Origin of the sequence: Crystallibacter degradans, assembly GCF_012952295.1 — a bacterium.
Classification (GTDB): Bacteria; Actinomycetota; Actinomycetes; order Actinomycetales; family Micrococcaceae; genus Crystallibacter; species Crystallibacter degradans.
Genome location: NZ_JABBCH010000017.1, coordinates 1 through 25,963 on the forward strand (window position 1 = coordinate 1; position 25,963 = coordinate 25,963).

21 protein-coding genes are annotated in these 25,963 nt (G+C 63.2%); 6 read left to right on the top strand and 15 right to left on the bottom strand.

The annotated features are described in order from the left end of the window. The first annotated feature begins 185 nt into the window (after positions 1-185). Positions 186-632, top strand: coding sequence for a type IV toxin-antitoxin system AbiEi family antitoxin (locus HGO92_RS19265; RefSeq protein WP_169997752.1), 447 nt, complete (start codon positions 186-188; stop codon positions 630-632). Here the strand turns inward: HGO92_RS19265 and HGO92_RS19270 are convergent. From HGO92_RS19270 to pdxT, 9 genes are all read right to left on the bottom strand, one after another. Next, positions 629-2,848, bottom strand: coding sequence for a RelA/SpoT family protein (locus tag HGO92_RS19270; RefSeq protein ID WP_169997854.1), 2,220 nt, complete (start codon positions 2,846-2,848; stop codon positions 629-631). The two genes, HGO92_RS19265 and HGO92_RS19270, sit on opposite strands and share 4 nt — an antisense overlap. A 331-nt stretch (positions 2,849-3,179) precedes the next feature. Continuing rightward, positions 3,180-4,187 carry a protein translocase subunit SecF gene (secF, locus tag HGO92_RS19275; protein ID WP_169997754.1) on the bottom strand — a complete coding sequence of 336 codons (1,008 nt, stop codon included), beginning with the start codon at positions 4,185-4,187 and terminating at the stop codon, positions 3,180-3,182. Continuing rightward, positions 4,187-5,920, bottom strand: a complete 1,734-nt coding sequence (gene secD, locus HGO92_RS19280) for a protein translocase subunit SecD (protein ID WP_169997755.1) — start codon at positions 5,918-5,920, stop codon at positions 4,187-4,189. The genes secF and secD overlap by 1 nt, the downstream gene beginning before the upstream one ends. Positions 5,921-6,028: 108 nt before the next feature. Next, the gene (gene yajC, locus HGO92_RS19285; protein ID WP_169997856.1) at positions 6,029-6,418 is read right to left on the bottom strand and encodes a preprotein translocase subunit YajC; all 390 of its coding nucleotides are present in this window, start codon (positions 6,416-6,418) and stop codon (positions 6,029-6,031) included. 204 nt (positions 6,419-6,622) lie between these two features. Next, on the bottom strand, positions 6,623-7,705 hold the full coding sequence (gene ruvB / locus HGO92_RS19290; RefSeq protein WP_169997757.1) for a Holliday junction branch migration DNA helicase RuvB: 1,083 nt from the start codon (positions 7,703-7,705) through the stop codon (positions 6,623-6,625). After that, the gene (gene ruvA / locus HGO92_RS19295; protein WP_169997758.1) at positions 7,705-8,343 is read right to left on the bottom strand and encodes a Holliday junction branch migration protein RuvA; all 639 of its coding nucleotides are present in this window, start codon (positions 8,341-8,343) and stop codon (positions 7,705-7,707) included. Before ruvA ends, ruvB begins: the two co-directional genes overlap by 1 nt. Before the next feature lie 127 nt (positions 8,344-8,470). Beyond that, entirely contained in the window at positions 8,471-9,052 is a 582-nt protein-coding gene (ruvC, locus tag HGO92_RS19300) for a crossover junction endodeoxyribonuclease RuvC (RefSeq protein ID WP_169997760.1), read from the bottom strand. Between the two features lie 7 nt (positions 9,053-9,059). Further along, positions 9,060-9,821, bottom strand: a complete 762-nt coding sequence (locus HGO92_RS19305) for a YebC/PmpR family DNA-binding transcriptional regulator (RefSeq protein ID WP_169997762.1) — start codon at positions 9,819-9,821, stop codon at positions 9,060-9,062. Between the two features lie 2 nt (positions 9,822-9,823). Further along, positions 9,824-10,489, bottom strand: coding sequence for a pyridoxal 5'-phosphate synthase glutaminase subunit PdxT (pdxT, locus tag HGO92_RS19310; protein ID WP_169997763.1), 666 nt, complete (start codon positions 10,487-10,489; stop codon positions 9,824-9,826). 146 nt (positions 10,490-10,635) lie between these two features. On the opposite strand from pdxT, the gene HGO92_RS19315 reads away from it, so the two are divergent. Next, positions 10,636-11,910 carry a Mur ligase family protein gene (locus HGO92_RS19315; protein ID WP_169997765.1) on the top strand — a complete coding sequence of 425 codons (1,275 nt, stop codon included), beginning with the start codon at positions 10,636-10,638 and terminating at the stop codon, positions 11,908-11,910. Next, positions 11,911-12,633: a type 1 glutamine amidotransferase gene (locus HGO92_RS19320; RefSeq protein WP_169997767.1), complete on the top strand. Its 723-nt coding sequence runs from the start codon at positions 11,911-11,913 to the stop codon at positions 12,631-12,633. Positions 12,634-12,691: 58 nt separating this feature from the next. Here the strand turns inward: HGO92_RS19320 and HGO92_RS19325 are convergent, their stop codons facing one another. After that, entirely contained in the window at positions 12,692-13,936 is a 1,245-nt protein-coding gene (locus HGO92_RS19325; RefSeq protein WP_346769033.1) for a CapA family protein, read from the bottom strand. A 187-nt stretch (positions 13,937-14,123) separates the two neighbouring features. Between HGO92_RS19325 and HGO92_RS19330 the strand changes: the two genes are divergently transcribed. From HGO92_RS19330 to HGO92_RS19340, 3 genes are all read left to right on the top strand, one after another. Continuing rightward, the gene (locus tag HGO92_RS19330; protein ID WP_169997770.1) at positions 14,124-16,160 is read left to right on the top strand and encodes a M3 family metallopeptidase; all 2,037 of its coding nucleotides are present in this window, start codon (positions 14,124-14,126) and stop codon (positions 16,158-16,160) included. 2 nt (positions 16,161-16,162) lie between these two features. Further along, on the top strand, positions 16,163-16,915 hold the full coding sequence (locus HGO92_RS19335; protein ID WP_169997772.1) for a GNAT family N-acetyltransferase: 753 nt from the start codon (positions 16,163-16,165) through the stop codon (positions 16,913-16,915). A 77-nt stretch (positions 16,916-16,992) separates the two neighbouring features. After that, entirely contained in the window at positions 16,993-17,976 is a 984-nt protein-coding gene (locus tag HGO92_RS19340) for an acyl-CoA thioesterase (RefSeq protein WP_169997773.1), read from the top strand. 138 nt (positions 17,977-18,114) lie between these two features. On the opposite strand, the gene pdxS is transcribed toward HGO92_RS19340, so the two are convergent. The 5 genes from pdxS to HGO92_RS19365 form a co-directional block, all read right to left on the bottom strand. Continuing rightward, positions 18,115-19,029 carry a pyridoxal 5'-phosphate synthase lyase subunit PdxS gene (gene pdxS, locus HGO92_RS19345; protein ID WP_074702214.1) on the bottom strand — a complete coding sequence of 305 codons (915 nt, stop codon included), beginning with the start codon at positions 19,027-19,029 and terminating at the stop codon, positions 18,115-18,117. A gap of 108 nt (positions 19,030-19,137) precedes the next feature. Beyond that, a complete protein-coding gene (gene pgsA / locus HGO92_RS19350; RefSeq protein WP_169997775.1) occupies positions 19,138-19,749 on the bottom strand; it encodes a phosphatidylinositol phosphate synthase in 612 nt (203 codons plus the stop codon). A gap of 8 nt (positions 19,750-19,757) precedes the next feature. Beyond that, a complete protein-coding gene (locus HGO92_RS19355) occupies positions 19,758-20,291 on the bottom strand; it encodes an HIT family protein (RefSeq protein WP_240974791.1) in 534 nt (177 codons plus the stop codon). Between the two features lie 41 nt (positions 20,292-20,332). Beyond that, entirely contained in the window at positions 20,333-22,351 is a 2,019-nt protein-coding gene (gene thrS, locus HGO92_RS19360) for a threonine--tRNA ligase (protein WP_169997778.1), read from the bottom strand. A 73-nt stretch (positions 22,352-22,424) separates the two neighbouring features. Continuing rightward, complete coding sequence (locus HGO92_RS19365; RefSeq protein ID WP_169997780.1) at positions 22,425-25,910, bottom strand: DNA polymerase III subunit alpha; 3,486 nt, start codon at positions 25,908-25,910, stop codon at positions 22,425-22,427. Positions 25,911-25,963: the final 53 nt, after the last annotated feature.

Here is a 25,963-nt window from a genome sequence, read left to right on the forward strand (position 1 = left end):
TAACGGGCGACTCGAACACCTCCGCGGCTCAGCACTCGGATTCCGCAACCTAACCAACTACATCGCCAGATCACTACTCGAAGCCGGAGGATTCAGACCCGGATTACACTCTCGATTCCGATGAGCCCATTTACGGTCCTGCCTACGTCAGCACCGGCGAACCCGTCACCTCCGTGCACCGTGCCTTGGCTGCACATGCTGCCCTGCCGCAGCCCATCCGGCACAAGGTGGTGCTCGGCCGGCTCACGGCAGCCTGGGTCTACGGCTGCTCGCCGCCGGGCAACAAGATCACTGTCCTGCTCGACCACCGCTACCGGGCAACCTCGCAGGGGCGGCACCGAAGCATCCACCTGCACGAAGTCGCACTGGGGCCGCTGGATACGTTGAATATCTCGGGCGTCCGGATCACTTCTCCCCTGAGGACGGCGCTCGACATCGCCGTCTACGCCCGGGACGAAGACGCGGTCCGGGTCCTGCTCGCCTTATCCTCCGACCCCAGGCTGAAGTGCCCCCTGGGCTATATCCGGCAGGCCCTGCAGATCCGGGAGAGGATGCCGGGCAAGAACGTGGCCCTCCGGCGCCTGGCAGCCGCACTCGATCTGCGCCAGCAGCAAGCCGGAGGAAACGCTTAGATACGGCGACGCGCGTCCGTCGTGCGGTACACGTCGAACACTCCGTCGATGCGGCGGACCGCGCTGAGGACATGACTCAGATACTTCGGATCCCCCATCTCGAAGGAGAACCGTGAGATCGCCAGTCGGTCGCTCGAGGTGTGTACGGTGGCGGAGAGGATGTTGACGTGGTTCTCGGCCAGCACACGCGTCACATCGGAGAGCAGGCTCTTGCGGTCCAGCGCCTCGACCTGGATCTCCACGAGGAACACACTGGACTTGGTCGGTGCCCACTCAACATCGACGATCCGCCCGGGCTGGTCCCTCAGGTCGGAAACATTCCGGCAGTCGGAGCGGTGGACGGACACGCCTGATCCCCGCGTCACAAACCCGATAATCGGGTCCGGCGGCACCGGCGTACAGCAGCGCGCCAGCTTCACCCAGACATCGCCCACCCCGACGACGGTCACGCCGGAGTCCGAGGTCTTCGGCCGTTTGGGGGCGGTGGAGATCGGGGCTTCCATCTCCTCGGCCGCCTCCGAGCCGCCGAGCAACGCCACCAGGTGTTCGATCACGTTCTGGGCAGAAGAATGACCGTCCCCGACCGCAGCATAGAGCGCGGCGATGTCCTGATGGTGCATTTCCTGCGCCACAGCCATCAGGGCGTCATGCGTCATCATCTTCTGCAGCGGCAGGTTCTGCTTCCGCATGGCCTTGGTGAGCTGGTCCTTGCCCTTTTCGATCGCCTCTTCACGGCGTTCCTTCGTGAACCACTGCCTGATCTTGTTACGCGCCCGGGGACTCTTAACGAAGCCCTGCCAGTCCTGGCTCGGCCCCGCACCCTCGGCCTTCGAGGTGAAGATTTCCACCCAGTCGCCATGGTTGAGCTCGCTGTTCAGCGGGACAAGTTTCCCGTTGACGCGGGCGCCAATGGTCCGGTGTCCTACCTCGGTATGGACGGCGTACGCGAAATCCACCGGCGTTGATCCTGCCGGCAAGGCCATGACCTCGCCCTTAGGTGTGAAGACGAACACCTCACGGGCGTTGATTTCAAAGCGCAGCGAATCGAGGAACTCTGCCGGGTCGGAGGTTTCCTGTTGCCAGTCCACCAGGCTGCGAAGCCAGCCCATGTCGCCGCCGTCCGCCGCTGTGCCGGAGTTTTTCGCCGCGTCCTTGTACTTCCAGTGCGCGGCCACGCCGTATTCGGCCCGGCGATGCATCTCGTAGGTCCGGATTTGGATTTCCACCGGTTTGCCGCCCGGGCCGATCACTGTGGTGTGCAGGGACTGGTACATATTGAACTTCGGCATGGCGATGTAGTCTTTGAACCGCCCGGGCAGCGGGTTCCACCGCGCATGCAGCGCGCCGAGTGTGGCGTAGCAATCGCGCACGCTGTCCACCAGGACACGGATCCCCATCAGGTCATGGATGTCGTCGAAGTCCTTACCTCGGACGATCATCTTCTGGTAGATGGAGTAGTAGTGCTTGGGGCGCCCGGTGATCGTCGCCTTGATCTTCACGGCGCGCAGATCGTCGCCGATGTTGGTGCGGAGCATGGTCAGGTACTTCTCGCGCTCGGGCGTGCGTTCCCCCACCATCCGCACGATCTCCTCGTACACCTTGGGGTGCAGCGCCGCGAAGGACAGGTCCTCGAGCTCCCATTTGATGGTGTTCATGCCCAGCCGGTGCGCCAGCGGGGCGAATATTTCCAGCGTCTCCCGGGCTTTCTTGGCGGATGATTCCGGCGAGACGAACCGCCAGGTCCGGGCGTTGTGCAGGCGGTCCGCAAGCTTGATGACCAGGACACGGATGTCCTTGGCCATTGCCACAACCATTTTCCGCACGGTCTCCGACTGCGCGGCGTCGCCGAACTGGACCTTGTCCAGCTTGGTCACGCCGTCGACCAACATGGCCACCTCGGACCCGAACTCGGCTCGTAACTGGTCAAGGGTGTATTCGGTATCCTCGACCGTGTCATGCAGCAGTGCGGCGGCCAAGGTCGTCCCGGTCATGCCCAGTTCGGCCAGAATGGTGGCCACGGCCACCGGGTGGGTGATGTAGGGGTCGCCGCTCTTGCGCTTTTGGCCCCGGTGGCTGCGCTCGGCAACTACGAACGCGCGGTGGATCAGGTCGAAGTCCTCGCGCGGGTTGTTCGCCCGCACCGTGCGCAGCAATGGTTCAAGGATCGGCGAGTAGCCGGCGGAGCCGCGTCCGGTCAGCCGCGCAAGGCGGGACATAGTGCGTTCACGCCGCCCGGGGAACGAGTTCCGGACCGGTGCCTGGTCCGGAACGGCCTGTTGTGGGGAGGGCACAACAACAGAACCGGGCCCCGGCTTTACCGCCGAATTGGGACCCTGGTCCGTAGGCCTGCCGTTCTCAGCCAAATCCTGCCCCGCTTTCCTGCCGGCAACGAGGGAGGAAAGGCCCAGCCCGCGTTGTACCTGACAACAGATACATCATCCGATCGTTCTAGTCTATGCCCCACGAGGCATGGCCTTCACACCCCCATGGAGAGCAGAAAGGCCGGTTGCCACCGATGAGTGGCAACCGGCCTTTCACGAGGGCCTGCTAGACGGTAACCTCGTCGCTTTCGGCCGACTCATGACGCCGGCGGGCTTCCACGCGTTTGGCTTGCCGTACCAAGGCAGGTTCCTTCGCACGCAGCCACGCATACATCGGGGCCGCAATGAAGACCGTTGTCACTGTGCCGATGATGATGCCGATGAAGAGGGACAGTGACAGGTCGCGCAGCGTGCCTGCACCGAGCAGCATCGCCCCGATAAACAGGATCGACGCGACCGGCAGGACGCCCACTACGGACGTATTGATCGACCTGACCAAGGTCTGGTTGACCGCGAGGTTGACCTCCTCCGAGAACGTCCGCTTGGTGGACTTATCGATGTTCTCGGTATTCTCCCGGACCTTATCGAAGACCACCACCGTGTCATACAGCGAATAACTCAGGACCGTCAGGAAGCCGATGATGGCGGACGGCGTCACTTCGAAGTCGCTCAGGGAGTAGAGACCTGCGGTAACAATAAGGACCACCGTCATACCGGACAGGGCGGCCACGGACATCTTCCAGGTGCGGAAGTAGATGGCCATCATCACCGCCGCCAGGGCGACGAATACCACCAGTCCCCAGATTGCCTGTCGGGTAACATCCTGGCCCCAGGTGGGTCCCACGAAGGTCGACGTGACCTGGTCCGCTTCCACCTCGTACGCCTCGATCAAGGCGTCACGGACGGCCAGGGTCTGGTCATCGGAGAGCTGTTCCGTCTGGATCCGCATCGTGTTGGGCGCGATGTTCGTTACCTGCGGCACCAGTCCCGGCTCAACCGAGGTGACGGCGTCTTCGCCCCGGGAGATATCGGTGTTTTCCGTTGCCGAGACGGTAAATTCGGAACCGCCGCGGAAGTCGATGCCGAGGTTGAAGCCACCCTTGACCACCGGCACGATGATCGAAATCAGGATGGCTATCGCCGCGATCAGGAACCACAGCTTGTACTTCTGCACAAATGGGTAGGAGCGCTTGCCGGTGTAGAGGTCATTACCGAATGTTGCCAAGCTGGGCATTAGTTGCTCTCCTTATCCGAGCCACGTCCCGGAACAGAAGCCGAGCGTTCCTTCTCTGCTGCGGCCCTCCGTTCGGCAATGGTCTGGCGTCTGCTGGCTTCAGCTGCGGCCTTGGCGTTCTTGGTCCGGACCTTGGGCTGGGCCTCGCCCGGCTGGCGGATCCTGCCGGCGCCGCGGTACAGCGGAACGGCTCCCAGCAGCTTCGGATCCAGCCCGGAGAACCGGTGGCCTTCACCGAAGAACTTGGTACGCGCCAGCAGCTGCATGACCGGGTGCGTGAAGAGGTAGACGACGGCGAGGTCGGCTAGTGCTGTCAGGCCCAAGGTGAATGCGAAACCGCGGACGTTGCCGACGGCGACGAAGTAGAGTACGAGGGCCGCAAGCAGGTTGACCGCCTTCGAAGCCAGCACGGTCCGTTGTGCCCGCTTCCAGCCATTGTCGACGGCGGACACCAGGCCGCGTCCGTCACGAAGCTCATCACGGATACGTTCGAAGTAGACGATGAACGAGTCAGCCGTCTGGCCGATAGCGACGATCAGACCCGCAACGCCTGCCAGGGAGAGCCGGTAGTTCTCGGTCCACCCAAGCAACGCAATCGCCAGGTAAGTCAAGAACCCCGCCACCACCAGCGATGCGATGGTGACAAACCCGAGCATGCGGTATTGGAACAGCGAATAGACGGCCACCAGGGCCAGACCGATCAGGCCCGCGATGATGCCCATGCGCAGCTGCTCGTCACCCAGGGTGGCGGAAATCTGCATTTCGCTCTGGATCTCGAAACTGATCGGCAGGGCACCGTACTTGAGCTGCTCGGACAGCGCGCGGGCGGATTCTTCCGTGAAGTTACCCGTAATCTGGGGTTTACCATCGGGAATCACAGCGTTGGTTGTCGGAGCCGAAATGACGGTGCCGTCGAGGACAATGGCGAACTGGTTCTGCACACCGGACATTCCGAAGAGGCGCTCAGTGACCTCCTTGAAGGTCTGGGTGCCCTCTTCGTTGAATTCGATGTTGACGGCCCACTGGTTCAGCGACTGACCCTGAGTACCACGGACCTGCCCAAAACTGGCGGTCGCAATATTGGTACCGGGAACCTCGACCGGGCCCAGGATGTACTTCATCCCGGTGTCCGGCTCGCACGCCACCATAGGCTGGTCCGCGGGGGCACGCTCTTCCGTAGCAGCAGCAACGGCCGCCGGATCCGTGCAGTCCAAGGCTTCGAACTTCTGATAGAGCTCCGGCGTAATCCAGTTCAGGTCGCTGGCATTCGTCGGTTCAGCCGTTGGCTCCGGCAGTTCCTCTTCCGGTGTGCGGCTTTCTTCCGGGACTGCTGCTCCCTGACTTCCGGCCAGGACCGGCCGGAACTCCATCGCGGCGGAGGCCTGAATGAGTTCCCTGGTCTTTGCATCGGGAACACCGGGCAGGCTTACTACGACATTGCGGCCGGACTGCGTGCTGATTTCAGCCTCGGCGACACCGGAACCGTCGACACGCTGACGGATGATTTCCACGGCCTGCGTCAGCTGTTCGGCGGAAATTTGGTCACCGCCGCCTTGGACCTGTGGAGCCAGAATCATCTGCGTTCCGCCCTCAAGGTCCAGCGCCAGCTTCGGCGCCCAAGTAGCTTGGTTGGACATGACCCCCCCGGCGAGAGCGGCGGTTAGGACGGCAAATAGGACACCCAGCCAGACCAAGGTCCGTTTGGCTGCGGTGGTGTGACCGGATCGTGCCATTGATGATCTTTCTCTCATCAGCTTTGGCCGGCGGTGCTAGTGCACCATCGTGACAATGAGGCGGGGCCCTGCCCCACCCAGTGCCGCGTCGACAAAGCCGTTATCGGCCTACTTGTTGTCTTTGTTGTTTTCTTCGTTGAGACGGTTCAACGGGTCCTCTGCCGGCTCCGAAGCGGCAGTGCTGCCGCTGCTCTCGCCCGTCAACGCCGAGGCATCGTCCGGTACAGCAGGACTTTCGGTGTCCACTACTTCGTTGACAGCCTGCGTATGGACGGTGGCCGTATTGCCCGGCGACAGCTCGATGACAACCTTGTTCTCGTCCCGGTCAACGGAGACAACGGTGCCGTACAGCCCGAACGCGGTCATAACCTGGGCGCCCGGATGCATTTTTTCCTGCAGCGCTTCAGCCTTTTCCCGCATCTGGGCCTGGGCCTTCTTCTGCTTGCGGAACATCATGAAGATGAGCAGGCCGAAAATCACGAACAACGCGATGGTCATGAAGTCGATGCCACCGCCCTGCTGCTGCGCGTTGCCGGCGGTCAAGACGTTTTCGAACACAGAGTTGTTCCGTTCCTTGTTCTGGGTTGAGCCCGAAGTGGCCGGGCCCAGCGGTCTGCGCCGGCATCACTGCGGCCTGAACGGCCCCAGGATGTGCCCGGCATCTCCACTATTCTACGCGTCGTGGCAAACCGGCGCGCATCCTCAGTTGTCGGAGAAATCCGGTTCGTCTTCGGCGAGTACCGTGAACAGGTCTGCACCCGTCCGGACCGCCGATTCCGGCATCTCGATCCCCAGATGGGCCCAGGCGGCCGCCGTGGCTACGCGTCCTCTCGGAGTCCGGCCCAGCAGCCCTTCACGGACCAGGTACGGTTCCGCCACCGTTTCGACGGTCTCGGTCTCCTCCCCCACGGCGATCGCCAGCGTAGACAGTCCAACAGGGCCGCCCCCGAACTTGGTGATCAACGCGCTGAGAACCGAGCGGTCCAGACGATCCAGCCCGCGGGCATCAACTTCGTACATGTCCAGCGCCGCGGCCGCCGTCCGGACATCGATTTCCTCCACACCGTGGACCAGCGCCCAGTCCCGGACGCGGCGCAACAACCTGTTGGCAATACGCGGCGTCCCCCGGGAGCGACCGGCAATTTCCGCGAAACCGGCGGAATTGATTTTCAGATCCAGCAGCATGGCAGAGCGGCGAAGCACCAGTTCGAGCTCCTGGGTTGAATAGAACTCCAGGTGCCCGGTAAATCCGAAGCGGTCGCGCAGCGGCCCGGGCAACAGTCCCGCCCTCGTAGTAGCGCCGACCAAGGTGAACGGCGGCAGGTCCAGCGGAATCGCCGTCGCCCCCGCTCCCTTGCCGACGATAATGTCCACCCGAAAATCCTCCATCGCCATATAGAGCATTTCTTCGGCGGGACGGGACATGCGGTGGATTTCGTCCAGAAACAAAATCTCGCCCTCTGCCAGCGAGGACAGAATGGCAGCCAGGTCGCCGGCATGCTGGATCGCTGGTCCCGAGCTAATGCGCAGCGGCGCGTTCATTTCGGCAGCAATAATCATGGCCAACGTGGTTTTTCCAAGGCCGGGCGGGCCGGAGAGCAATACGTGGTCGGCAGTTCGTTCCCGGATCCGCGAGGCCTCGAGCACCAGGGAGAGCTGTTGGCGGACCCGGACCTGGCCCACAAAATCGGAGAGGTTCTTCGGGCGCAGCGCGGATTCAATGGCCCGCTCCTCCGCTTCCCCCGCTGCCGACACCAGGGAGTCGCGGTCTGCGTCGGAAGCCATTATCTGGCCCCCGCGGCAGTCCGCCGCGCACTGCCGCTGCGGACACCGTCCTGACCCAGGCTACGCAGCGTCAGCCGGAGCATGTTGGCCACATCACCTGCGGCCGCCGCTTCCGGATGCTCTGCGGAGGTGTTGTCCAGGGCCGCACCGGCGTCCTTTTCGGTCCAGCCGAGGCCCTTGAGCGCTTCAAGGACCTGGTCCTCCCAGGCATTCGCTACGGGAGCGGAAGCCTCGCCAAGGGGCACGAGTTTGCCGGCAAGTTCAAGCACCATCCGGCTGGCGAGCTTGGGACCGATGCCGGGAACCTTGCTGAACGTCTTGGTGTCCCCTTCGGCAGCGGCAATCCGCAGGATCTCAGGAGCGTGGACGGACAGAGCGGCCAGTCCCAGCCGGGGACCAACACCGCTGACGGAAATGAGGGTCTCGAAAACTTCCCGCTGGGAGGCGTCCTCGAAAGCGTACAGCGTCATGGAGTCTTCGCGCACAATCATCGTGGTGGACAGTTCCGCCTCGCGGCCGATGTGCAGGGTTGCCAACGTCTGCGGGGTTGCCTGGACCAGCATCCCGAAACCGTTGACATCGACGACGGCGGAATTCAGGCCTACATGGCTGACGATTCCGCGCAACGAACTAATCATGTACCCGCTCCAAAACAGCTTCCGGCGGAGATTGGAGCCACTTGCCGGCATCCGTTCTTCCGAACATACGTACGAACAGCCTACGACGCCGAGCCGCTGAACGCAGCACCGCCACGCCTGATGGTGATCAGCGGATCTTGCGCCGCGCCTTTGCCTCGGCCTCTGCCCACAGTCGCTGGGCGGCAGTCTGGCCGGAGCCGGGCTGGCCTCTCGATCCGGCCGCTGGCGCGGTGCTTCCACGCCACGCATGGGTGATGGCCAGGGCCAGGGCGTCGGCGGCATCGGCAGGCGTCGGCGGCCTGTCCAGCCGCAAAATCCTCGTGACCATTTTGGTCACGGCAGTCTTGTCTGCCTGGCCGTTACCCGTCACCGCGGCCTTCACCTCCGTGGGGGTGTGCAAGGCGACGGTGATTCCGCGGCGTGCGGCTGCAGCAATTACGACGCCGGAGGCCTGGGCCGTGCCCATCACGGTACTGACGTTGAGCTGGCTGAATACCCGCTCGACGGCCAGCACGTCCGGCGTGTATCTATCGAGCCACTCATCGATTGAATTGGAAATGGCGAGGAGCCTCTGCTCCAGTGCGACATCGGCACGGGTGCCTACCACCGTGACACCGACCAGGGTCGCCCGTCGGTTGGGCTCAATGTCCACCACGCCGAAACCGCATCTGGTCAGACCCGGGTCTACTCCCAGCACCCGCAACGTCACTGCAGCACTACGCGTCTTCGGCTTCCAGCGTTGCCATGACCTCTTCGGAGATGTCAGCGTTTGAATAGACGTTCTGCACGTCGTCGAGGTCTTCGAGAGCATCCACAAGTTTCATGAATTTGCGCGCCGCGTCTGCTTCCAGTTCGACCTCCATTGAAGGCACAAACTCGACCTCGTCGGTCTCGTATTCGATGCCGGCTTCCTCCAGTCCGGCGACCACGGCACGCAGGTCGGTCGGATCGGAGTGGACTTCGAAGTTGTCGCCGGATTCCTTGACCTCTTCGGCCCCTGCGTCCAGCACCGCCATCAGGACGTCGTCCTCGGACAGATCGTTCTTGGGCAGAGCGACAACGCCCTTGCGCGCGAACATGTACGCCACCGATCCCGGATCGGCGATAGTGCCGCCGTTGCGCGTGATGGCCAGGCGCACTTCCGAGGCGGCGCGGTTCTTGTTGTCGGTCAGGCACTCAATGAGCACTGCCGATCCTTGCGGACCCCGCGCTTCATAGATGATTTCGGTGTAGTCGATTACTTCGCCGGTCAGGCCGGCACCGCGCTTAATGGCACGGTCGATGTTGTCGTTCGGCACGGACGTCTTCTTGGCCTTCTGCACGGCCAGTTCCAAGCCAGGGTTGCCGGCCATATCGGCTCCGCCAGCGCGGGCAGCAACCTCAATATTCTTGATCAGCTTCGCGAAGGACTTCGCACGGCGGGCATCGATGATGGCTTTCTTATGCTTAGTGGTCGCCCATTTGGAGTGTCCCGACATGCTTACGCTTCTCCTCTAACGATTCGGATAAAAAGTTCGTGGATGCGGCGCTCCCCCGTAACCTCCGGGTGGAAGGATGTCGCCAGCAAATGCCGCGAACGCACTGCGACAATTCTAGCTGTCCCGTGCAATGTGTCCGTATGGGAGGCTTCCTGCGGCTCAACCTGGGCCAGGATCTCCACGCCTTCCCCCACCCGTTCCACCCAGGGCGCGCGGATGAAGACGGCATGGACCGGCGCGGGCTCGGTGCCGGGCCCGGCGGCGCTGAATTCGAGTCCGCTAAAGCGCAAATCCGTTTCGAAGGACTCGCGCTGGCGGCCGAAGGCGTTCCGGCGCACGGTTATATCGAGCCCGCCCAGGGTTTGCTGGGGGTTGCCCTTCAGATCGGTGGAGGGATCGGCAATCTCATCGGCAAGCATGATCATTCCGGCGCACGACCCGTATACCGGCATGCCGTCAGCAATCCGCTTCTGCAACGGGACGGCGAGTTCGAAGATGCGGGTGAGTTTGTCAATGGTCGTTGATTCACCGCCGGGGATCACCAGACCATCCACGGCATCGAGTTCGGCGGGGCGGCGGACCGGGACCGCGGAGGCGCCGCTGTGTTCCAGAGCCGCGATGTGTTCGCGGACATCTCCCTGCAGGGCAAGTACACCAATGTTGACCAACGGCTGTTTCCTCGGGTTTCTCCATCAGGGGCCGGAACTTGAGCGGCCGCTGCAAAAACAGTAACGCCAAGTCTTGGTCCAGCGTTAAATGGGCCGGCGCGCAATCGTCCCCGAACGGTCATGGGCCTCTTGTATAGTTTCTACTCATGCGACACCTCCTTGCGACCCTTGCCGGAAAGGCCGTTAAGACGGTGGCGAAACTGCGCGGAGGTGGTTCCGCCCTCCCCGGCCTGGTCGCGGAGAAGATCGATCCGAACTTCCTGCCGCGCACTTTGGGAAATCTGCCCCAGGGCGTCGTCGTCATCAGCGGGACCAACGGCAAGACCACCACCACCAAGATGGTGGTAGAACTGCTGCAGGGCCAGGGGTTGAAGGTCTTCACCAACCGGACCGGCAGCAATTTCACCCGCGGCGTGGTGGCAGCCGTGCTGGGCGAAACCACCATCGGCGGCAAGCTCGACGCGGACGTTGCGGTGCTGGAGCTCGATGAAGCCCATGCGGTGCACTTCGTCAAACTCGTTGCTCCGCGCTACTGCCTGCTGCTCAATGTCATGCGCGACCAGCTGGACAGGTTCGGCGAGATCGAGACGACCGCAGGCTTCCTGCGGCAGATCGCTGCGGCCACCACCGAGGCTGTGGTGCTCAACCGGGAAGATCCGCGCATTGCCGCCCTGGCCGAATCCGTTACTGCGGAGCGGGTCCACTACTTTGGCTTGGCCCCGCAGCTGCGTGCCATGTTCCCCAATGACGATGACATGCGTTCGGGCGGCGCAGGCGACGCCTCCGGCCTGCCTGCGGCCGACGTCGTCCTCGCCGCCTGCGAAGGCGCCTCGGCGACTTTTACGGTTGGCAGCCGCGATATCGACGCCGAGCTGAAACTTACCGGCGTGTACAACATCTACAACGCCGCCGCCGCCTTGGCACTGGCCCGGACCGTGGTCGGCGCGGACGTGGATGAAGATGCCCTGCTGGACTCGCTGGAGGCAGTCACCCCTGCCTTCGGCCGCGGCGAGAGCCTGACCGTCAACGGCAAGCCGCTGGACCTGGTGCTGGTGAAGAACCCGGCCGGATTCCGTCTGGCGCTGCGCTCGTTCCCGCCGGCAGGCTTCAGCACCATGATCGCGATCAATGACAATTACGCGGACGGGCGGGACATGTCCTGGCTGTGGGACGTGGATTTCGACTCGCTCGCCGCTGCCGGCGTGGCGGAGGTCAGCGGAGTGCGTGCCAACGACATGGCACTGCGGCTGTTCTACGAGGACGTCCCCGTACGGCACGTGGACACGGACCTTTCGGCGTCGCTGCACCGGTTCATCGCGCTGGAACCGGATGCGCCCAAACGTATTTACTGCACTTACACCGCCATGCTCGCGCTGCGCCGGGAGCTGGGGAAGCTGACCGAAGTGGAGGTGGTTTCCTAGATGGATGCCCCCGTGATTGACCTGCTCCAGCTGTATCCGCGCGACATGAACATCTACGGAGACTGGGGAAATGTCCTGGTCCTGCGCAAGCGCCTGCAGCTGCGCGGCTACGATGTCCGGCTGCACGAATACAACCCGGGCGACACGTTTCCGGACCAGGTGGACCTGATTGTCGGCGGCGGCGGCCAGGATTCCGGCCAGAACAAGATCCAGGCCGACCTGCTTCAGCTCGGCGGACGGTTGCGCGAACTCGCGGACGACGGTGTGCCCATGCTCGCGATCTGCGGGCTGTACCAGCTGTTCGGAAACTTCTTCAAGACCCACACCGGCGAGGTCATCAAGGGCATCGGACTGCTGGATATAGACACCGTAGGCGGGCCCAAGCGGTTGATCGGCAACACCGTCCTGGAGAGCGAAGAGTTCGGCACCGTCATCGGCTATGAAAACCACAGCGGCCAGACCTACCTCAAGGGCGGGACCCAGCCGCTGGGCACGATCACCAAGGGGGAAGGCAACAACGGCCAGGACTCCACCGAGGGCGCACGCTACCGCAACGTGGTTGCCAGCTACCTGCATGGTTCACTGCTGCCCAAGAACCCTGCGGTGGCGGATTTCCTGGGCCGGCACGCCGCGCTGCGCCGCCATGGCAGCTTCGACGATGCGCCGCTGGAAATCCCGTTCGAGGAGCAGGCCCGCGAAGACGCCGCCGCGCGCCCGCGCTGAGCGCGCTGCACTGCTACCCGCGTTCCGCCCCGCTAGCCGTCAGGGCAACTGCCCGGCACTACTTGCCGCTGAGCAGCCACTCCTGGGCGCCGTCCTCCGTTGCGCCCATCGACTCCACGGTGTCCTTGGTCCGTTCCCGGCTGGCGGCATCGGCCTCCGCTGAAACGCACGCCGGCTCCACTTCCAGGGCGTCCGCCGCGACCGGACACCAGCGGTGCTCGGGGCCATCAAAGGTAACCGGCAGCCAGGCGAGCCGGGAAACGTCCCAGGGGCCGCCGTCGTCGCTCTGGCTGAACTGCGCGCGCACCATGAGCCCCTCGGTGTTGAGGATATTCGGTGTGGCATGGGCCGCGATGGCATTGCCCAGCCCGTAGACAATCCAGGTGTCCTTGTACTTCTCGATGGGCTGCACTGAGTGGCTGTGGTGCCCGTAGATCAGCGAGAACTCGCCGCTGTCCGCCAGCTTGTGCGCCACCTCCTGCTGCTGCGCGTTCGCGTAGTTGGTGTACTCATCCCCCGCGTGGACGCCGCCGAGGACGATGTCGGCGCCTTCCTCCCGGGCTTGCCTGGCCTTGGCGATCATGGCGTCCGCGTCCAGCATGTCCACCTGCCACGGCTGGTCCGGCACCAGCCCGTTGAGCGCGTACGTTGCCTCGATGACTGCGACCCGGGCGGCAGGCGTATCCATGATCAGCACCTCCTCGGCATCGGCGCGGGTGCGGTAGGACCCCGTATGTTCGAGCCCTGCTTCGTCCAGCGCATCCAGCGTCCGTTCCAGCCCCTCGGTGCCGCGGTCGATGGTGTGGTTGCTGGCCGTGGTGCAGGCGTCGTAGCCGAGCTCCGCGATGGCATCCAGGATCTGCGGGGGCGCGTTGAAGGACGGATACGCCGCGTACGGGCCGCCCGCTTCGGCCACCGGAGTTTCCACATGGCAGAGGGCAAGATCGCTGGTGTCCACGTAGGGTTGCTGTGCCGACAAGATCGGGCCAAAATCCAGTGGTCCCCGGCCCGTTTCCTCCGCATCCTCCGCCGCCTGCCCCCAGAGGGCTTCGTGCAGCAGCAAATCCCCGGTCATCACCACAGAGGTACAGCGGACGCCGGCGCATTCCGGTCCGGCTCCGGCCGTTGCGGACGACGACGACGGCACCTGGCTGCCGCCGTCGCTCCCCTCCTGCGCCGGGCGGGCCGAAGCAGACGGAGCAGCTGCGGCGGAAGATGCCGTGTCAGCTGGCGTTCCATCGCCTGGCCCTGTGCCCGTGGCACTGCAGCCGGCAACCAGGACTGCTGCGACCAGGGGCAGCACCAACCTGGGCCGCCCCCTGCCGGACCTGCCTAAATCCGCCCGTCGCCGCGGACGTGTTTGGTGAGTTCTTGCGCGGCTTTCTGGCATGCCGCCAGTGTAAGCCGCGGCGAGGCCGGGTCCCCGACGGCGCGTCCTTGCAGCCAGTAAATGACCCTAGGAAAACCTGCGGGCATGACAAAGTAGTGCCATGGCAAACCCGTTCCTCACTCCCAGTACGCTCCCCTACGAGCTGCCGGCTTTCGCCGACATCCGCGCAGAGGATTACCTGCCCGCGTTGGAGGCCGGATTCGCACAGCAGCTGGCCGAAATCGAGGACATCGCCGCGAACCCGGAACCGGCGTCCTTTGCCAACACCGTGGTTGCCCTGGAGCGGTCCGGCCGGACGCTTCAGCGTGTGGCGGCGGTCCTGCGCAACATCGCCTCCGCAGATGCGACCGAGGAGATCTTGCAGCTGGAACAGGCCGTGGCCCCGCGGCTGGCCGCGCACCAGGACAACGTTTACCTGCATCCGGAGCTGTACGGGCGAGTCATGGCAGTGGATGAGGGCGCCGAAGGCCTCGCCGGCGAGGACCTGCGCCTGGTGTCTGAGCTGCGCAAGCAGTTCCGGCGCGCCGGAGCCGGGCTCGAGCCCGGCGGGCAGGAGCGGCTTCGCGAGATGAACGTACGTCTGTCGGAACTGTCCACGGAATATTCGCAGGAGCTGCTGGCCGCGGGGAACGCTGCCGCCCTGCACGTGGCGGACCGTGCTCTGCTGGACGGGCTGGCCGAGGAGGACATCACCGCCACGGCCCAGGCCGCCCGGGAAGCCGGATATGACACCGGCTGGCTGCTCACACTGGTCCTGCCGACCGCCCAGCCCGCCCTCGAAGTGCTCACAGACCGGGACACCCGGCGTCGCCTCTTCCAGGCCTCGGTAGGCCGCGGCGGCAACGGAAACCGGACTGTGCTCCTCGCGGCGCGATTGGCCGAACTGCGTGCCGAGCGCGCCGCGCTGCTCGGCTACCCGAACCATGCCGAATATGCCTTGGAATCCCAAACCGCGCCTTCGCTTGAAGCCGTGCGGCAGCTGCTCGCGCAGCTGGTGCCGCCGGCGGTGGGCAACGCGCGGGCCGAGGCCCGTGTCCTGGCCGCCGCCGCGGGGCACGAGATCGAACCCTGGGATTGGCCTTTCTACTCCGAGCAGGTGCGGCGCCGTGACTATGACGTCGATCTGGCGAAGCTGCGTCCTTACTTCGAACTCGAGAGCGTGCTCCATGGCGGTGTCTTCCACGCGGCGGAACAACTGTACGGCCTGAGCTTCGAAGCACGTCCGGACCTGCAGGGCTATCATCCGGATATCCGGGTTTGGGAAGTAAAGAACGACGGCGGTATGGGACTAGGCTTGTTCCTGGGCGACTACTATGCGCGGCCCACCAAAAACGGGGGCGCGTGGATGGATTCGTTTGTCGAACAGTCCGGCTTGCTGGGCCAGCAGGCGGTAGTTGTTAACAATCTGAACATCACCAAACCTGCACCGGGCGAGCCGACCCTGCTCACCTTTGACCAGGTTGTGACGCTCTTCCACGAATTCGGCCATGCGCTGCACGGGTTGTTCTCCCAGGTCAGGTATCCGCGGTTCTCCGGAACCAGCGTTCCCCGGGACTTCGTCGAATACCCATCGCAGGTCAACGAAATGTGGATGCTGTGGCCGCAGATCGTCGCCGACTATGCCAGCGAACACGTCACCGGAGCCGCCCTTCCGCCGGAGACGGTCGACAAGATCGAAGCGGCGCGGCTCTGGGGCGAAGGCTTCGCCACCACCGAATATTTGGCGGCCACCCTGCTGGATCTGGCCTGGCACAGCTTGCCTGCCGGGACGCTCATCGATGATCCGCTCTCCTTCGAAAAGGAAGCGCTTAAGGACGCCGGGCTCGACCTCGACCTCATCCCGCCGCGCTACCGCAGCGGCTACTTTAAGCACATCTTCGCGGGAGGCTATGCGGCGGGCTACTACTCCTATCTCTGGAGCGAAGTGCTGGACGCAGACACTGTCTTGTGGTTCGGCGAAAACGGCGGCCTGAACCGGGATAACGGAGATCATTTCCGCACCGAATTGCTCTCCCGAGGCAACAGCATCGATCCGCTGCAGGCCTTCCGCAACTTCCGTGGCCGCGACGCCGAAATCGGCCCGCTGCTCGCTCGCCGCGGACTCGACGGCAACAATCCGGTCGGCCAGAGGCGCTGATCGTGGTCACTCTGGGCGACTGCCAACGGCTTCAGTCCGCGTGGTTCGTGGCATTGGCTGCGGCAACGGGAGGCAAGACCTTCGATACGCACCAAAGTCATTGGGTATGGCTCCCGGCCCGGCGGGAACTCATGCTGATGTTTCCCGAGGAGATTTCTCCCGCGGGCATCCGGCCTGGCCTCGCCGAGGGCGCCCGGCTCGGGGCGGCTACCGTCGGCATCTGGATGAACAGCACCGTCACGACGTCTATGCTTCCTGGTTTCGGGTTCGAGCACGGCTGGCAGCCGTGGTGGATGACTGCACATTTGGACTCCGTGCTGCTGGACGAACCAGTGGGAATCGGTCTGGAACCGGACAGTCCGGAGATCACGGGGCCCGACAGCGCGGAACTTCAGGTTGTCCGACGATCAGCGCCCGCATCGGCGGGACCGGCGGCAAAGGGAAGCCGGGCCTGGCACGCCGTGGCGCGCGCCGAGGGACGGCTTGTGGGGCACGGATATTCATTCCTGCCCGATGGCGGTGGCAACCTCCGGATTCCTGCGTTGGCCGGAATCTTCAACATGGCCGTGGGCACGGATTACCGCCGTCGTGGCTACGGTTCCGGCATCCTGAGCAGGGTTGCGCGGTCGGCAGGAGCCGCCGGTGCCGAACATTTGGCGCTGAACGCCACTCCCTTGGGCGAGCGGCTCTATTCCCGCCGCGGATTCCAGCTCATCGGCCGCGGGCAGACCTACTGGTTGCATTTGGCAAAGTGATCCGGTTCCCGGTGTCCAGCGGAATCGTCGACGAACAGTGCGATGCTGATTTCACGACCAATAAGGAGATAAGACCAATGCCTGAACCGGCCACCGCGAAGAATTCCATCACCCTTCGGTTCCTCGCCGCTCCCACGGATGTCGGTTACAGCGGGACGGTCGACGCCGGAACTGTCCTTGAATGGATCGACAAGGCTGCTTATGCCTGTGCCGTGGGCTGGAGTAAGTCCTATTGTGTGACTGCCTATGTGGGCAATATCCACTTTGCCGATCCTGTTCGCGTCGGAGACATGGTCGAGGTTGAATCCACGATCATTTACACCGGGCGCAGCAGCATGCACATCCAGACCGTTGTCAGCTCCGGCGATCCCAAGGGCGGCGGCGCCACGATGCGCAGCCAATGCCTGGTGATCTTCGTGGCTGTGGGCACAGACGGCAAATCCGTTCCGGTAGAGTCCTGGATTCCCCGGACGGAGGAAGAAAAGGAACAGGAGCAGCTGGCTATCAAGCGCCTGGACATCCGCGCCGACATAGAGAAGGCGATGTCCCGGCAGGTGTACAGCGAAGCAGGAACAGCTCCCCGTACCGTCCTGCGCTTCCTGGCCGCGCCTGGCGATGTGAACTGGGGCGGGAAGGTTCATGGCGGAACCGTGATGAAGTGGATCGACGAGGCCGCCTACGTTTGCGCCTCGCGGTACTGCGGCAAGGACGTTGTCGCCGTCTTCTCCGGCGGCGTGCGGTTCTACCGTCCCTTGCTGATCGGCAATGTGGTCGAAGTCGAGGCCCGGCTGGTTTACACCGGCAACAAGGGAATGCACGTCTCGGTACATGTGCGCTCGGGCGACCCGAAAACCGGCGAACTTGAGTTGACCACATATTGCCTGACAGTCATGGTGGCGCGCGACGAGACGGGCACTGCGGTACCGATCCCGCCGTGGAATCCGGTTTCCGATGAGGACCGCGAGCTGGAACAGCACGTCCGGGAGATCATCCGCATCCGGAGCCGGATCCCCGGCAACCTGCTTCCAAGCCACCTGCGGGGAAAAGGGAACGCCGACTGACGTCGAGGGGAACGGCATCTTCCGGACGGAACACTGCTTCGGCCGCAATCCGGCCCGATAGGGTGCTAACGCAAGAAGTCCGGAACCGTTGCTTTCAGCGGTTCCGGACTTCCGGCGTCGTTAGCTGTTCCTGGTTTCCTACCAGCCGCGCTCGGCGAGGCGGTGCGGCTCCGGAATTTCGTCCACGTTGATGCCGACCATGGCTTCGCCCAGTCCGCGGGAGACCTTGGCGATCATGTCCGGGTCGTCGTAGAACGTGGTGGCCTTGACGATGGCAGCGGCACGCTCGGCCGGGTTGCCGGACTTGAAAATACCGGAACCGACGAACACGCCGTCGGCTCCGAGCTGCATCATCATGGCCGCATCCGACGGGGTGGCGATACCGCCTGCGGTGAAGAGCACCACGGGAAGCTTGCCGGTCGAAGCGATTTCCTTGACCAGTTCGTACGGGGCCTGCAGCTCCTTGGCCGCGACGTACAGCTCGTCTTCCGGCAGGGCAGCAAGCTTGGCGATCTGCGCGCGGATCTGGCGCATGTGCCCGGTGGCGTTGGAGACATCGCCGGTACCGGCTTCACCCTTGGAGCGGATCATGGCCGCGCCCTCGTTGATGCGGCGGAGGGCCTCGCCAAGGTTGGTGGCACCGCAGACGAAGGGAACCGTGAAGTTCCACTTGTCGATGTGGTTGGTGTAGTCGGCCGGGGTCAGGACCTCGGACTCGTCAATGTAGTCCACGCCGAGGGACTGCAGGACCTGGGCCTCGACGAAGTGGCCGATACGCGCCTTGGCCATCACGGGAATGGATACGGCCTCGATGATGCCGTCGATCATGTCCGGATCGCTCATGCGGGACACGCCGCCCTGGGCGCGGATGTCGGCGGGAACCCGCTCGAGAGCCATTACGGCGACCGCGCCGGCGTCTTCGGCGATGCGGGCCTGCTCGGGGGTTACGACGTCCATGATGACGCCGCCCTTCAACATTTCAGCCATACCGCGCTTAACCCGGCTGCTGCCCGTTACCGGTGCGTGAGTTGAAGTTTCGTTACTGCTGGACACTAAAAGCCCCTAGGAGTTGGTGGGAAGGAGTACATTTCATGATACGCCGTGCCGTCGTGTTTCAGCTCACTCGTGACGGCATGCGGCGCAGGCCGAGTCAGGACCGCTTCATGCTTCGACTTGCGTCTGCCGGTAAACGGCCAGGATGCGCTGGATGACGGTGACCAGGCTGGCGGCTGCCAGCAGGGTCAACACCACGAGCAGCACCACCGGCGGCAGCCCTAGCCCGGTGAAGCCGGTGAAGACCAGCACCGCGACAAGCCGCTCGGAACGCTCTGCTATGCCGACGTCGGCGGTGCAGCCGAGGGACTCGGCTTTCGCCCGCGCGTAGGAAACCAGCATGCCCAGAACAAGGCAGATCAGTGCCGCGACGGCGATGGGAACGCTGGCTCCGCCCGTGAAGAACCATATGGTCACTCCGGCGAACACTCCGGCGTCAGCCAGACGGTCCAAGGTCGAATCCAGGAAGCTCCCCCAGCTGCTGCTGCGGTTGAGCATCCGGGCCATCAGCCCGTCCACCATGTCCGAGAAAACGAACACGGTGATGAAGACCGTGCCCCAGAACAGTTCCCCTATGGGGTAGAAGACCAAGGCACCGATGCACACGCCGAGAGTGCCGATGATGGTCACCGCATCTGGTGAAACACCGAGTTTGATCAGCAGCCGCGCCAAAGGAGAAAACAGCTTCCCGAAGAAACCACGTGCGTACTTATTGAGCATCCGTGCCGCTACCCGGCCGGCCAGGCTTGCGCCACCTGTTGACGGACCTCGTCCAGGGTCTGCGTAATGGCCTTCGTCTGGGCGATGATCGGCAGGAAGTTCCCGTCCCCGCCCCAACGCGGCACCACGTGCTGATGCAGGTGTGCGGCCACGCCGGCTCCCCCGGTGACGCCTTGGTTCATGCCCAGGTTGAAGCCGGTTGGGTTCGCCACCTTGCGCAGCACACGCATGGCTGTCTGGGTCAGCTCGGCGAACTCGGCCGTTTCTTCCACGGTGATGTCGGTGTAGTCAGGAACGTGGCGGTACGGGCAGATCAGCAGGTGGCCCGGGTTGTACGGGAAAAGATTCAGGACAACGTAGTTGAACTTGCCCCGGTACACGATCAAGGACTCTTCATCGGTACGCCCAGGCGCCACACAGAAGGGGCACTCGTCCTTGCCCTTGAACTGGTCCTGTCCGCCTTTGACGTATGCCATGCGATGCGGAGTCCACAGGCGCTGGAAGGCGTCCGGGACTCCGGTCAGCTCGAACTCGTCGGTCATCTGGCCTTCAGGCTGCTGGTGAGGCACACCCGCGGAATCCGTCATAGCTGGTGGTCCCGGTTACGGACGGCTTCAACGATCCTGGCCACGGCATCGTCGACGGGTACACCGTTGTCCTGGCTGCCGTCGCGGAAGCGGAACGATACCGCGCCGGCTTCGGCGTCTTCACCGCCGGCAATAAGGACGAACGGGATCTTGTCCTTGCTGGCAGTCCGGATCTTCTTCGGGAACCGGTCCGAACCGAAATCTGCTTCGGCCCGGATGCCTGCTGCCTTGAGCTTGGCGATGACCTCGCCCATGTAGTCGTTGAATGCCTCCGCCACGGGGATGCCGACGACCTGCACCGGTGCGAGCCAGGCCGGGAAGGCACCGGCATAGTGCTCGATGAGCACGCCCATGAAGCGTTCGACCGAGCCGAACAGGGCACGGTGGATCATGACGGGGCGCTGGCGGGAACCGTCCGCTGCCTGGTACTCAAGTTCGAAGCGCTCGGGCAGGTTGAAGTCCAGCTGGATGGTGGACATCTGCCAGGTGCGGCCGATCGCGTCGCGGGCCTGGACAGAGATCTTCGGGCCGTAGAACGCAGCTCCGCCCGGATCCGGAACCAGCTCCAGACCGGAGGCTTCTGCGACCTCGGCCAGCGTACGGGTAGCTTCGTCCCAGACTTCGTCTGCGCCGACGTACTTCTCGGGGTCCTTGGTGGAGAGTTCCAGGTAGAAATCGTCCAGCCCGTAGTCCTTGAGCAGCGCCAGCACGAAGTTCAGGGTGCTGGTCAGTTCGTCCTTCATCTGCTCGCGGGTGCAGTAGATGTGGGCGTCATCCTGGGTCATGCCGCGGACCCGGGTCAGCCCATGCACCACGCCCGATTTCTCGTAGCGGTAGACGGAACCGAATTCGAACATCCGCAGGGGCAGCTCGCGGTAGGAACGTCCGCGGGAGCGGAAGATCAGGTTGTGCATCGGGCAGTTCATCGGCTTCAGGTAATAGTCCTGGCCGGGCTTGACCACTTCATTGGTTTCGGGATCGCGGGTCTCATCCACGTGGATGGGCGGGAACATGCCGTCGCGGTACCAGTCCAGGTGGCCGGACACTTCGTAGAGGTGTCCCTTGGTGATGTGCGGGGTGTAAACGAAGTCGTAGCCTGCTTCAGTGTGCCGCTGGCGCGAATAATCCTCCATCGCCTTGCGGACAATGCCGCCCTTGGGATGGAACACCGGTAGCCCTGAGCCCAGTTCATCGGGGAAGGAGAACAAGTCGAGCTCTGAGCCGAGCTTGCGGTGGTCCCGGCGCTCGGCCTCCGCAAGGCGCTCCTGGTAGGCCTTCAGCGCTTCCTTGGTGGGCCAGGCTGTGCCGTAGATGCGCTGAAGCTGCTTGTTCTTCTCGTTGCCCAACCAGTAGGCAGCTGCCGAGCGGGTCAGCGCGAAGGCGTTCGAGATGAGCTTAGTGTTGGGGAGATGCGGGCCCCGGCAGAGATCGCACCAGATGGTGTCTCCGCTCTTGCGGTCCACATTGTCGTAGATGGTGATCTCGCCGGCGCCGACTTCTACGTTCACGCCCTCGCCGGCTTCATCTGCCTCTGCGGACTTGTCCAGCAGGATCAGTTTGTAGGGCTCATCCGCCATGGCAGCCCGGGCTTCATCCTCGGTGACCACCCGGCGGGCGAACTTCTGGTTCTGGTTGACGATCTTGAGCATCATCTTCTCAAGGGTCTTCAGATCATCAGGAGTGAAAGGTTCCTCGACGTCGAAATCGAAGTAAAAGCCGTCCGTGATGTACGGGCCGATGCCGAGTTTGGCGTCCGGGCGGAGTTGCTGCACGGCCTGTGCCATCACATGGGCAGTGGAATGGCGCAGGACGTTCAGCCCGTCGGGCGAATCGATGGTGACGGACTCGATCTTGGCGTCTTCGGGCAGCGGCTGGTCCAGGTCCTTGAGCACACCGTCGACGAGCATAACGACGACGTCGCGGCGCTCGAAGAATAACTCCGCCCCGGTAGTGCCCGTGTTCACTTGTTTCTCTTCGCCGTCGACGATGAGAGTCATGTTTTGGGGCGCTGACACGAAGGTCTCCTTATGTTTCGATTTAGGCCTGTACCGCGCCACCATACTTTGGGTGCCACGAGCCTCTTTGATGTTATCCGCTGATATTGAGCCCGACCAACATGGCACGGTCAGGGAGCTGGAGGTGTGGCTGCTCACGGGCAGGCACCGGTGTTTCCGCCGGATGGGCAAGGGGCAGCGTCTCCGGGCGGGAAAGATCCCAGGCGTTGGTGGCTTGCAAACTCATCCCGCGCGGTCCGGTCCTCCTCGTCAGTCCTTGGATTAACATCAGCCTGGTGCCGAACAGCAGGGGCCCGGCCTTGTCCTGCGCCTCATGGAAGAAAGTGCAGTCCACGCAGCCGGTGCCGTCATCCACGCTGATGAACACCACGCGGCGGCCTCCGCGCATGGGCGGAGTTTGGGTGGCGACCCGGATTCCTGCCACCAGGACCTCGGTTCCGTTGCGAAGGGAAAGCAGGTCCTTGGCCGCGGTGACATTCAGTTCTTTCAGCAGCGGCGCGTAGCTGTCCATCAGATGGGCGCTGACGTCCACGGCCAGCAGATCCAGTTCGGTGCGGACCTTTTCCAACATTGTCGGCTCCGGCAGACAGGTTTTGAGGTTGCTCAATTCCAAGTCTCCCAGCGAGAAGGAGAGCTGGCCGTCGATGGGTTCGTAGCGGCGCGGAACAGGGCGGACAGGAGGCTTATCCAGATGATGGACAAGATCCGCGCGGGTGGCTGTCCCCTTGCGTCCGGCCAGCTGGTTAAGTTCGTCGAAGGCTCCCAGTTTGGCCAGCCGTTGCAACGTAGGCCTGCTGACCTTGGCCCGGGCACGCAAATCAGCCAGGGAATCGTAGGGCTGGCCGGCCACAATGCGCTTCAGCTCTGCGGCTGATAATCCGTAGATGCTGGCAAGACTCAAACGGATTCCGAGTTTTTCCGGTTCACCTTTGTCAGCAGGTATGCGCTCAACCCGATACATGTCCGCACTGCGGTTGATATTCAGCGGCAGGATGGGGATTCCCATCCTGCGGGCTTCTGCCACCAGCAATCTACGTGGGTACATTCCCGGGTCATGCTCCCAGAGGCCGGCCAGGAAGGCTTCGGGATGGTGCGCCTTCAGCCAGGCCGACTGGTATGTGGGCACGGCAAAGGCAGCCCCGTGGGCCTTGCAGAACCCAAAGCTGCCGAATGCTTTCAACGTGTTCCAGATCTTGTCAATAATGTCCACTGAGTATCCGCGGTCCATGGCTTGACGGCGGAAATATTCCTCCACTGTTGGCTCTGCTGCCTCGTCCCCCAGCAAACGCCGGAACTCGTCTGCTCTGGCTAGACCGCAGCCGGTAAAAACGTCAAAGGTCCGCAGTACCTGCTCGTGAAAAACCGTGACACCGTGCGTTTCCTTCAGCACGGTTTCCAGATCCGCGTGCGGGTAGTTTTCGGGTGCCCATCCATGGCGTTGTTCCAGGAAAGGGCGGACCATGTCCGATTTCATCGGGCCGGGCCGGAAGAGGGAGATATCTATGATCAGGTCGTTGAAATTGCGGGGGGCCATTTTGCCCACCAGTTCCCGTTGGCCCGGGGACTCGATCTGGAAACAACCAAGGGTATGGGTGCTGCGGATCAGTTCAAAGGTTTCTTCATCTTCGAGCGGAACTGCTTCCAAGTCGATCCGGCCGTCCTCGGCGATATAACCGGGACCATTTCCGCCGGCGTCAACCGGATGGTTCCCGGCAGCGGTAACTGCTGCCTTTCCCGAATGGATACGGACAACCTCGTTCACGGCATAGGCCATGGAACTTTGCATCCGGACCCCGAGCACATCGAGTTTGAGCATGCCCATCGGATCCATGTCGTGTTTGTCGAACTGGCTCATGGGCAGGCCGAGGCCGCTGGGCTGGACCGGCGTCCGGTCCAGCAGGGATTCATCCCCCAGAATCACGCCACAGGGATGCATGGAAATATGCCGCGGCAACCTATCCAACCGCTCAGTCACATCCACCAGTAAATCCAGCTGTTTGTTCTGCTCCACCTGCGCGGAAAAATCACGAAGTTCGGGCTTCTCTTCCATCGCTTCCCGGAATTTCCGGGCGGAGAAACGCCAAAGCTGTTTGGCAATCCCGGAAATGTCTTCCTCTTCCATCCCCAGAGCCAGCCCGGCATCACGGACGGCACCGCGAGCGCGGTAGCCGTTCTGCATGCTCATCAAAGTCACCCGACGGTCCCCGAACCGTGCGAAGATCCGCCGGTAGACGTTATGGCGTTCGGCGCTTTCCACGTCAATGTCGATATCCGGCAGGGTTGAACGGTCGCGGGAGAGGAACCGTTCAAAAATCAACCCATGGGCCAGCGGGTTGACATGGCTGATAAAGAGCAGATAGTTCACCAGGCTCGAAGCTCCTGATCCCCGGGCCGATGCCCTGACCCCCATATCGGTGATTATCTTTGACACCTCTGCCACGGTCAGGAAATAAGAGGCGAAACCTAATCTGGTGATAATCCCCAGTTCATGGGCCAGGCGGTCCCGCAGCTCATGTTCGGCTTTGCCGCTGATGCCGGGGAACCTGGCGGTAATCCCTGTTTCGCACCGTTGAATAAGTTCTGTCACCGGGTCCTGGCCGATCCCGATTACCGATGCCTCCGGTACCACCGGGTTCTTGTAACCCATGTCCTGGTACGGATCCATCCGGCAGCGGTCGGCAACGGTTTCCGTCATCGCTAGCAGTTCCACGGCGCCGGCACGGCCGGTACCTGCCTCCTGTGCGGTTTCCTGCGCCAGGACCTGCATCTGGGCGGAGCTTTTGAGCCAGCCTTGGCCATTGGGCTGCAGATCCGGCAGCTTTGCGAGCGCGGTTAAAGCACGGACGGAGTCCAGCACATCTGCGGTAGCTGCGTCATCCACTTGGCGGTACCTCGCCGCGTTTGTCAACACTGCCGGCAATTTCAGGTCAGCGGCCAGTTTCAACATTCTTACGGCATGGGCCGTACTGAGATTTTCTCCGGGCGGACTGAGGTGGTTGACCACTTCCAGCACCAGGGAACCGGCTGGCATGATGCTGCGCCAACGACCCGCCAACCGGCGGGCCTCCGCATAACGGCGGTGCCGCAATGCCTGTCCAACATCAGAGTACGGGCCCAGCAGCACCGTGAGCACAGCTGGGGAACCTGCATCTGATGATTCCAGGGAACCGGCGGCGCGATGTGCTATCTCCGCTATATCCACACCCGGCTCCCGGCCCTTGGCGCCGCGGCCGGAGGCTGTACCTTCATGCGCATCCGAAATCAACCGGCATAAGGCGTGATAGCCCCTCCCGTTGTTATGACCGTGGGCCAGGACAACCACCCGGCCGGTGCTTTGCCCTTGGGAACCACGGATGGCGAGGTCCACCCCCACAATCGGATCGATCCCGGCAGCCAGACAAGCTTTGACATGCTTGACCGTTCCATACAGCCCATCCCTGTCGGTGCAGGCCAAGGCATCCGCGCCGTCGCCGGCCGCCGCTGCCACTAGTTCATCCGGCCAGGACACACCGTAGTGGGCACTGAAGGCCGATGAAACATGCAAGTGGGTAAAGCTCATGATCATCCAATGAACAGGTAAGAGATGGGGCAAGAAGCTTCCGCGGACAGCGA

Excerpts from the sequence above, each read along its gene's own strand:
- HGO92_RS19355 (WP_240974791.1), bottom strand. The coding sequence starts at position 20,291 with ATGACCGACGAGTTCGAGCTGACCGGAGTCCCGGACGCCTTCCAGCGC.
- HGO92_RS19340 (WP_169997773.1), top strand. The coding sequence starts at position 16,993 with ATGCCTGAACCGGCCACCGCGAAGAATTCCATCACCCTTCGGTTCCTC.
- HGO92_RS19365 (WP_169997780.1), bottom strand. The coding sequence starts at position 25,910 with ATGAGCTTTACCCACTTGCATGTTTCATCGGCCTTCAGTGCCCACTAC.
- secF (WP_169997754.1), bottom strand. The coding sequence starts at position 4,187 with ATGCCCAGCTTGGCAACATTCGGTAATGACCTCTACACCGGCAAGCGC.
- HGO92_RS19330 (WP_169997770.1), top strand. The coding sequence starts at position 14,124 with ATGGCAAACCCGTTCCTCACTCCCAGTACGCTCCCCTACGAGCTGCCG.
- ruvA (WP_169997758.1), bottom strand. The coding sequence starts at position 8,343 with ATGATTAGTTCGTTGCGCGGAATCGTCAGCCATGTAGGCCTGAATTCC.
- HGO92_RS19305 (WP_169997762.1), bottom strand. The coding sequence starts at position 9,821 with ATGTCGGGACACTCCAAATGGGCGACCACTAAGCATAAGAAAGCCATC.
- secD (WP_169997755.1), bottom strand. The coding sequence starts at position 5,920 with ATGGCACGATCCGGTCACACCACCGCAGCCAAACGGACCTTGGTCTGG.
- HGO92_RS19315 (WP_169997765.1), top strand. The coding sequence starts at position 10,636 with ATGCGACACCTCCTTGCGACCCTTGCCGGAAAGGCCGTTAAGACGGTG.
- ruvB (WP_169997757.1), bottom strand. The coding sequence starts at position 7,705 with ATGGCTTCCGACGCAGACCGCGACTCCCTGGTGTCGGCAGCGGGGGAA.
- yajC (WP_169997856.1), bottom strand. The coding sequence starts at position 6,418 with ATGACCATCGCGTTGTTCGTGATTTTCGGCCTGCTCATCTTCATGATG.
- pgsA (WP_169997775.1), bottom strand. The coding sequence starts at position 19,749 with ATGCTCAATAAGTACGCACGTGGTTTCTTCGGGAAGCTGTTTTCTCCT.
- HGO92_RS19320 (WP_169997767.1), top strand. The coding sequence starts at position 11,911 with ATGGATGCCCCCGTGATTGACCTGCTCCAGCTGTATCCGCGCGACATG.
- HGO92_RS19270 (WP_169997854.1), bottom strand. The coding sequence starts at position 2,848 with ATGTCCCGCCTTGCGCGGCTGACCGGACGCGGCTCCGCCGGCTACTCG.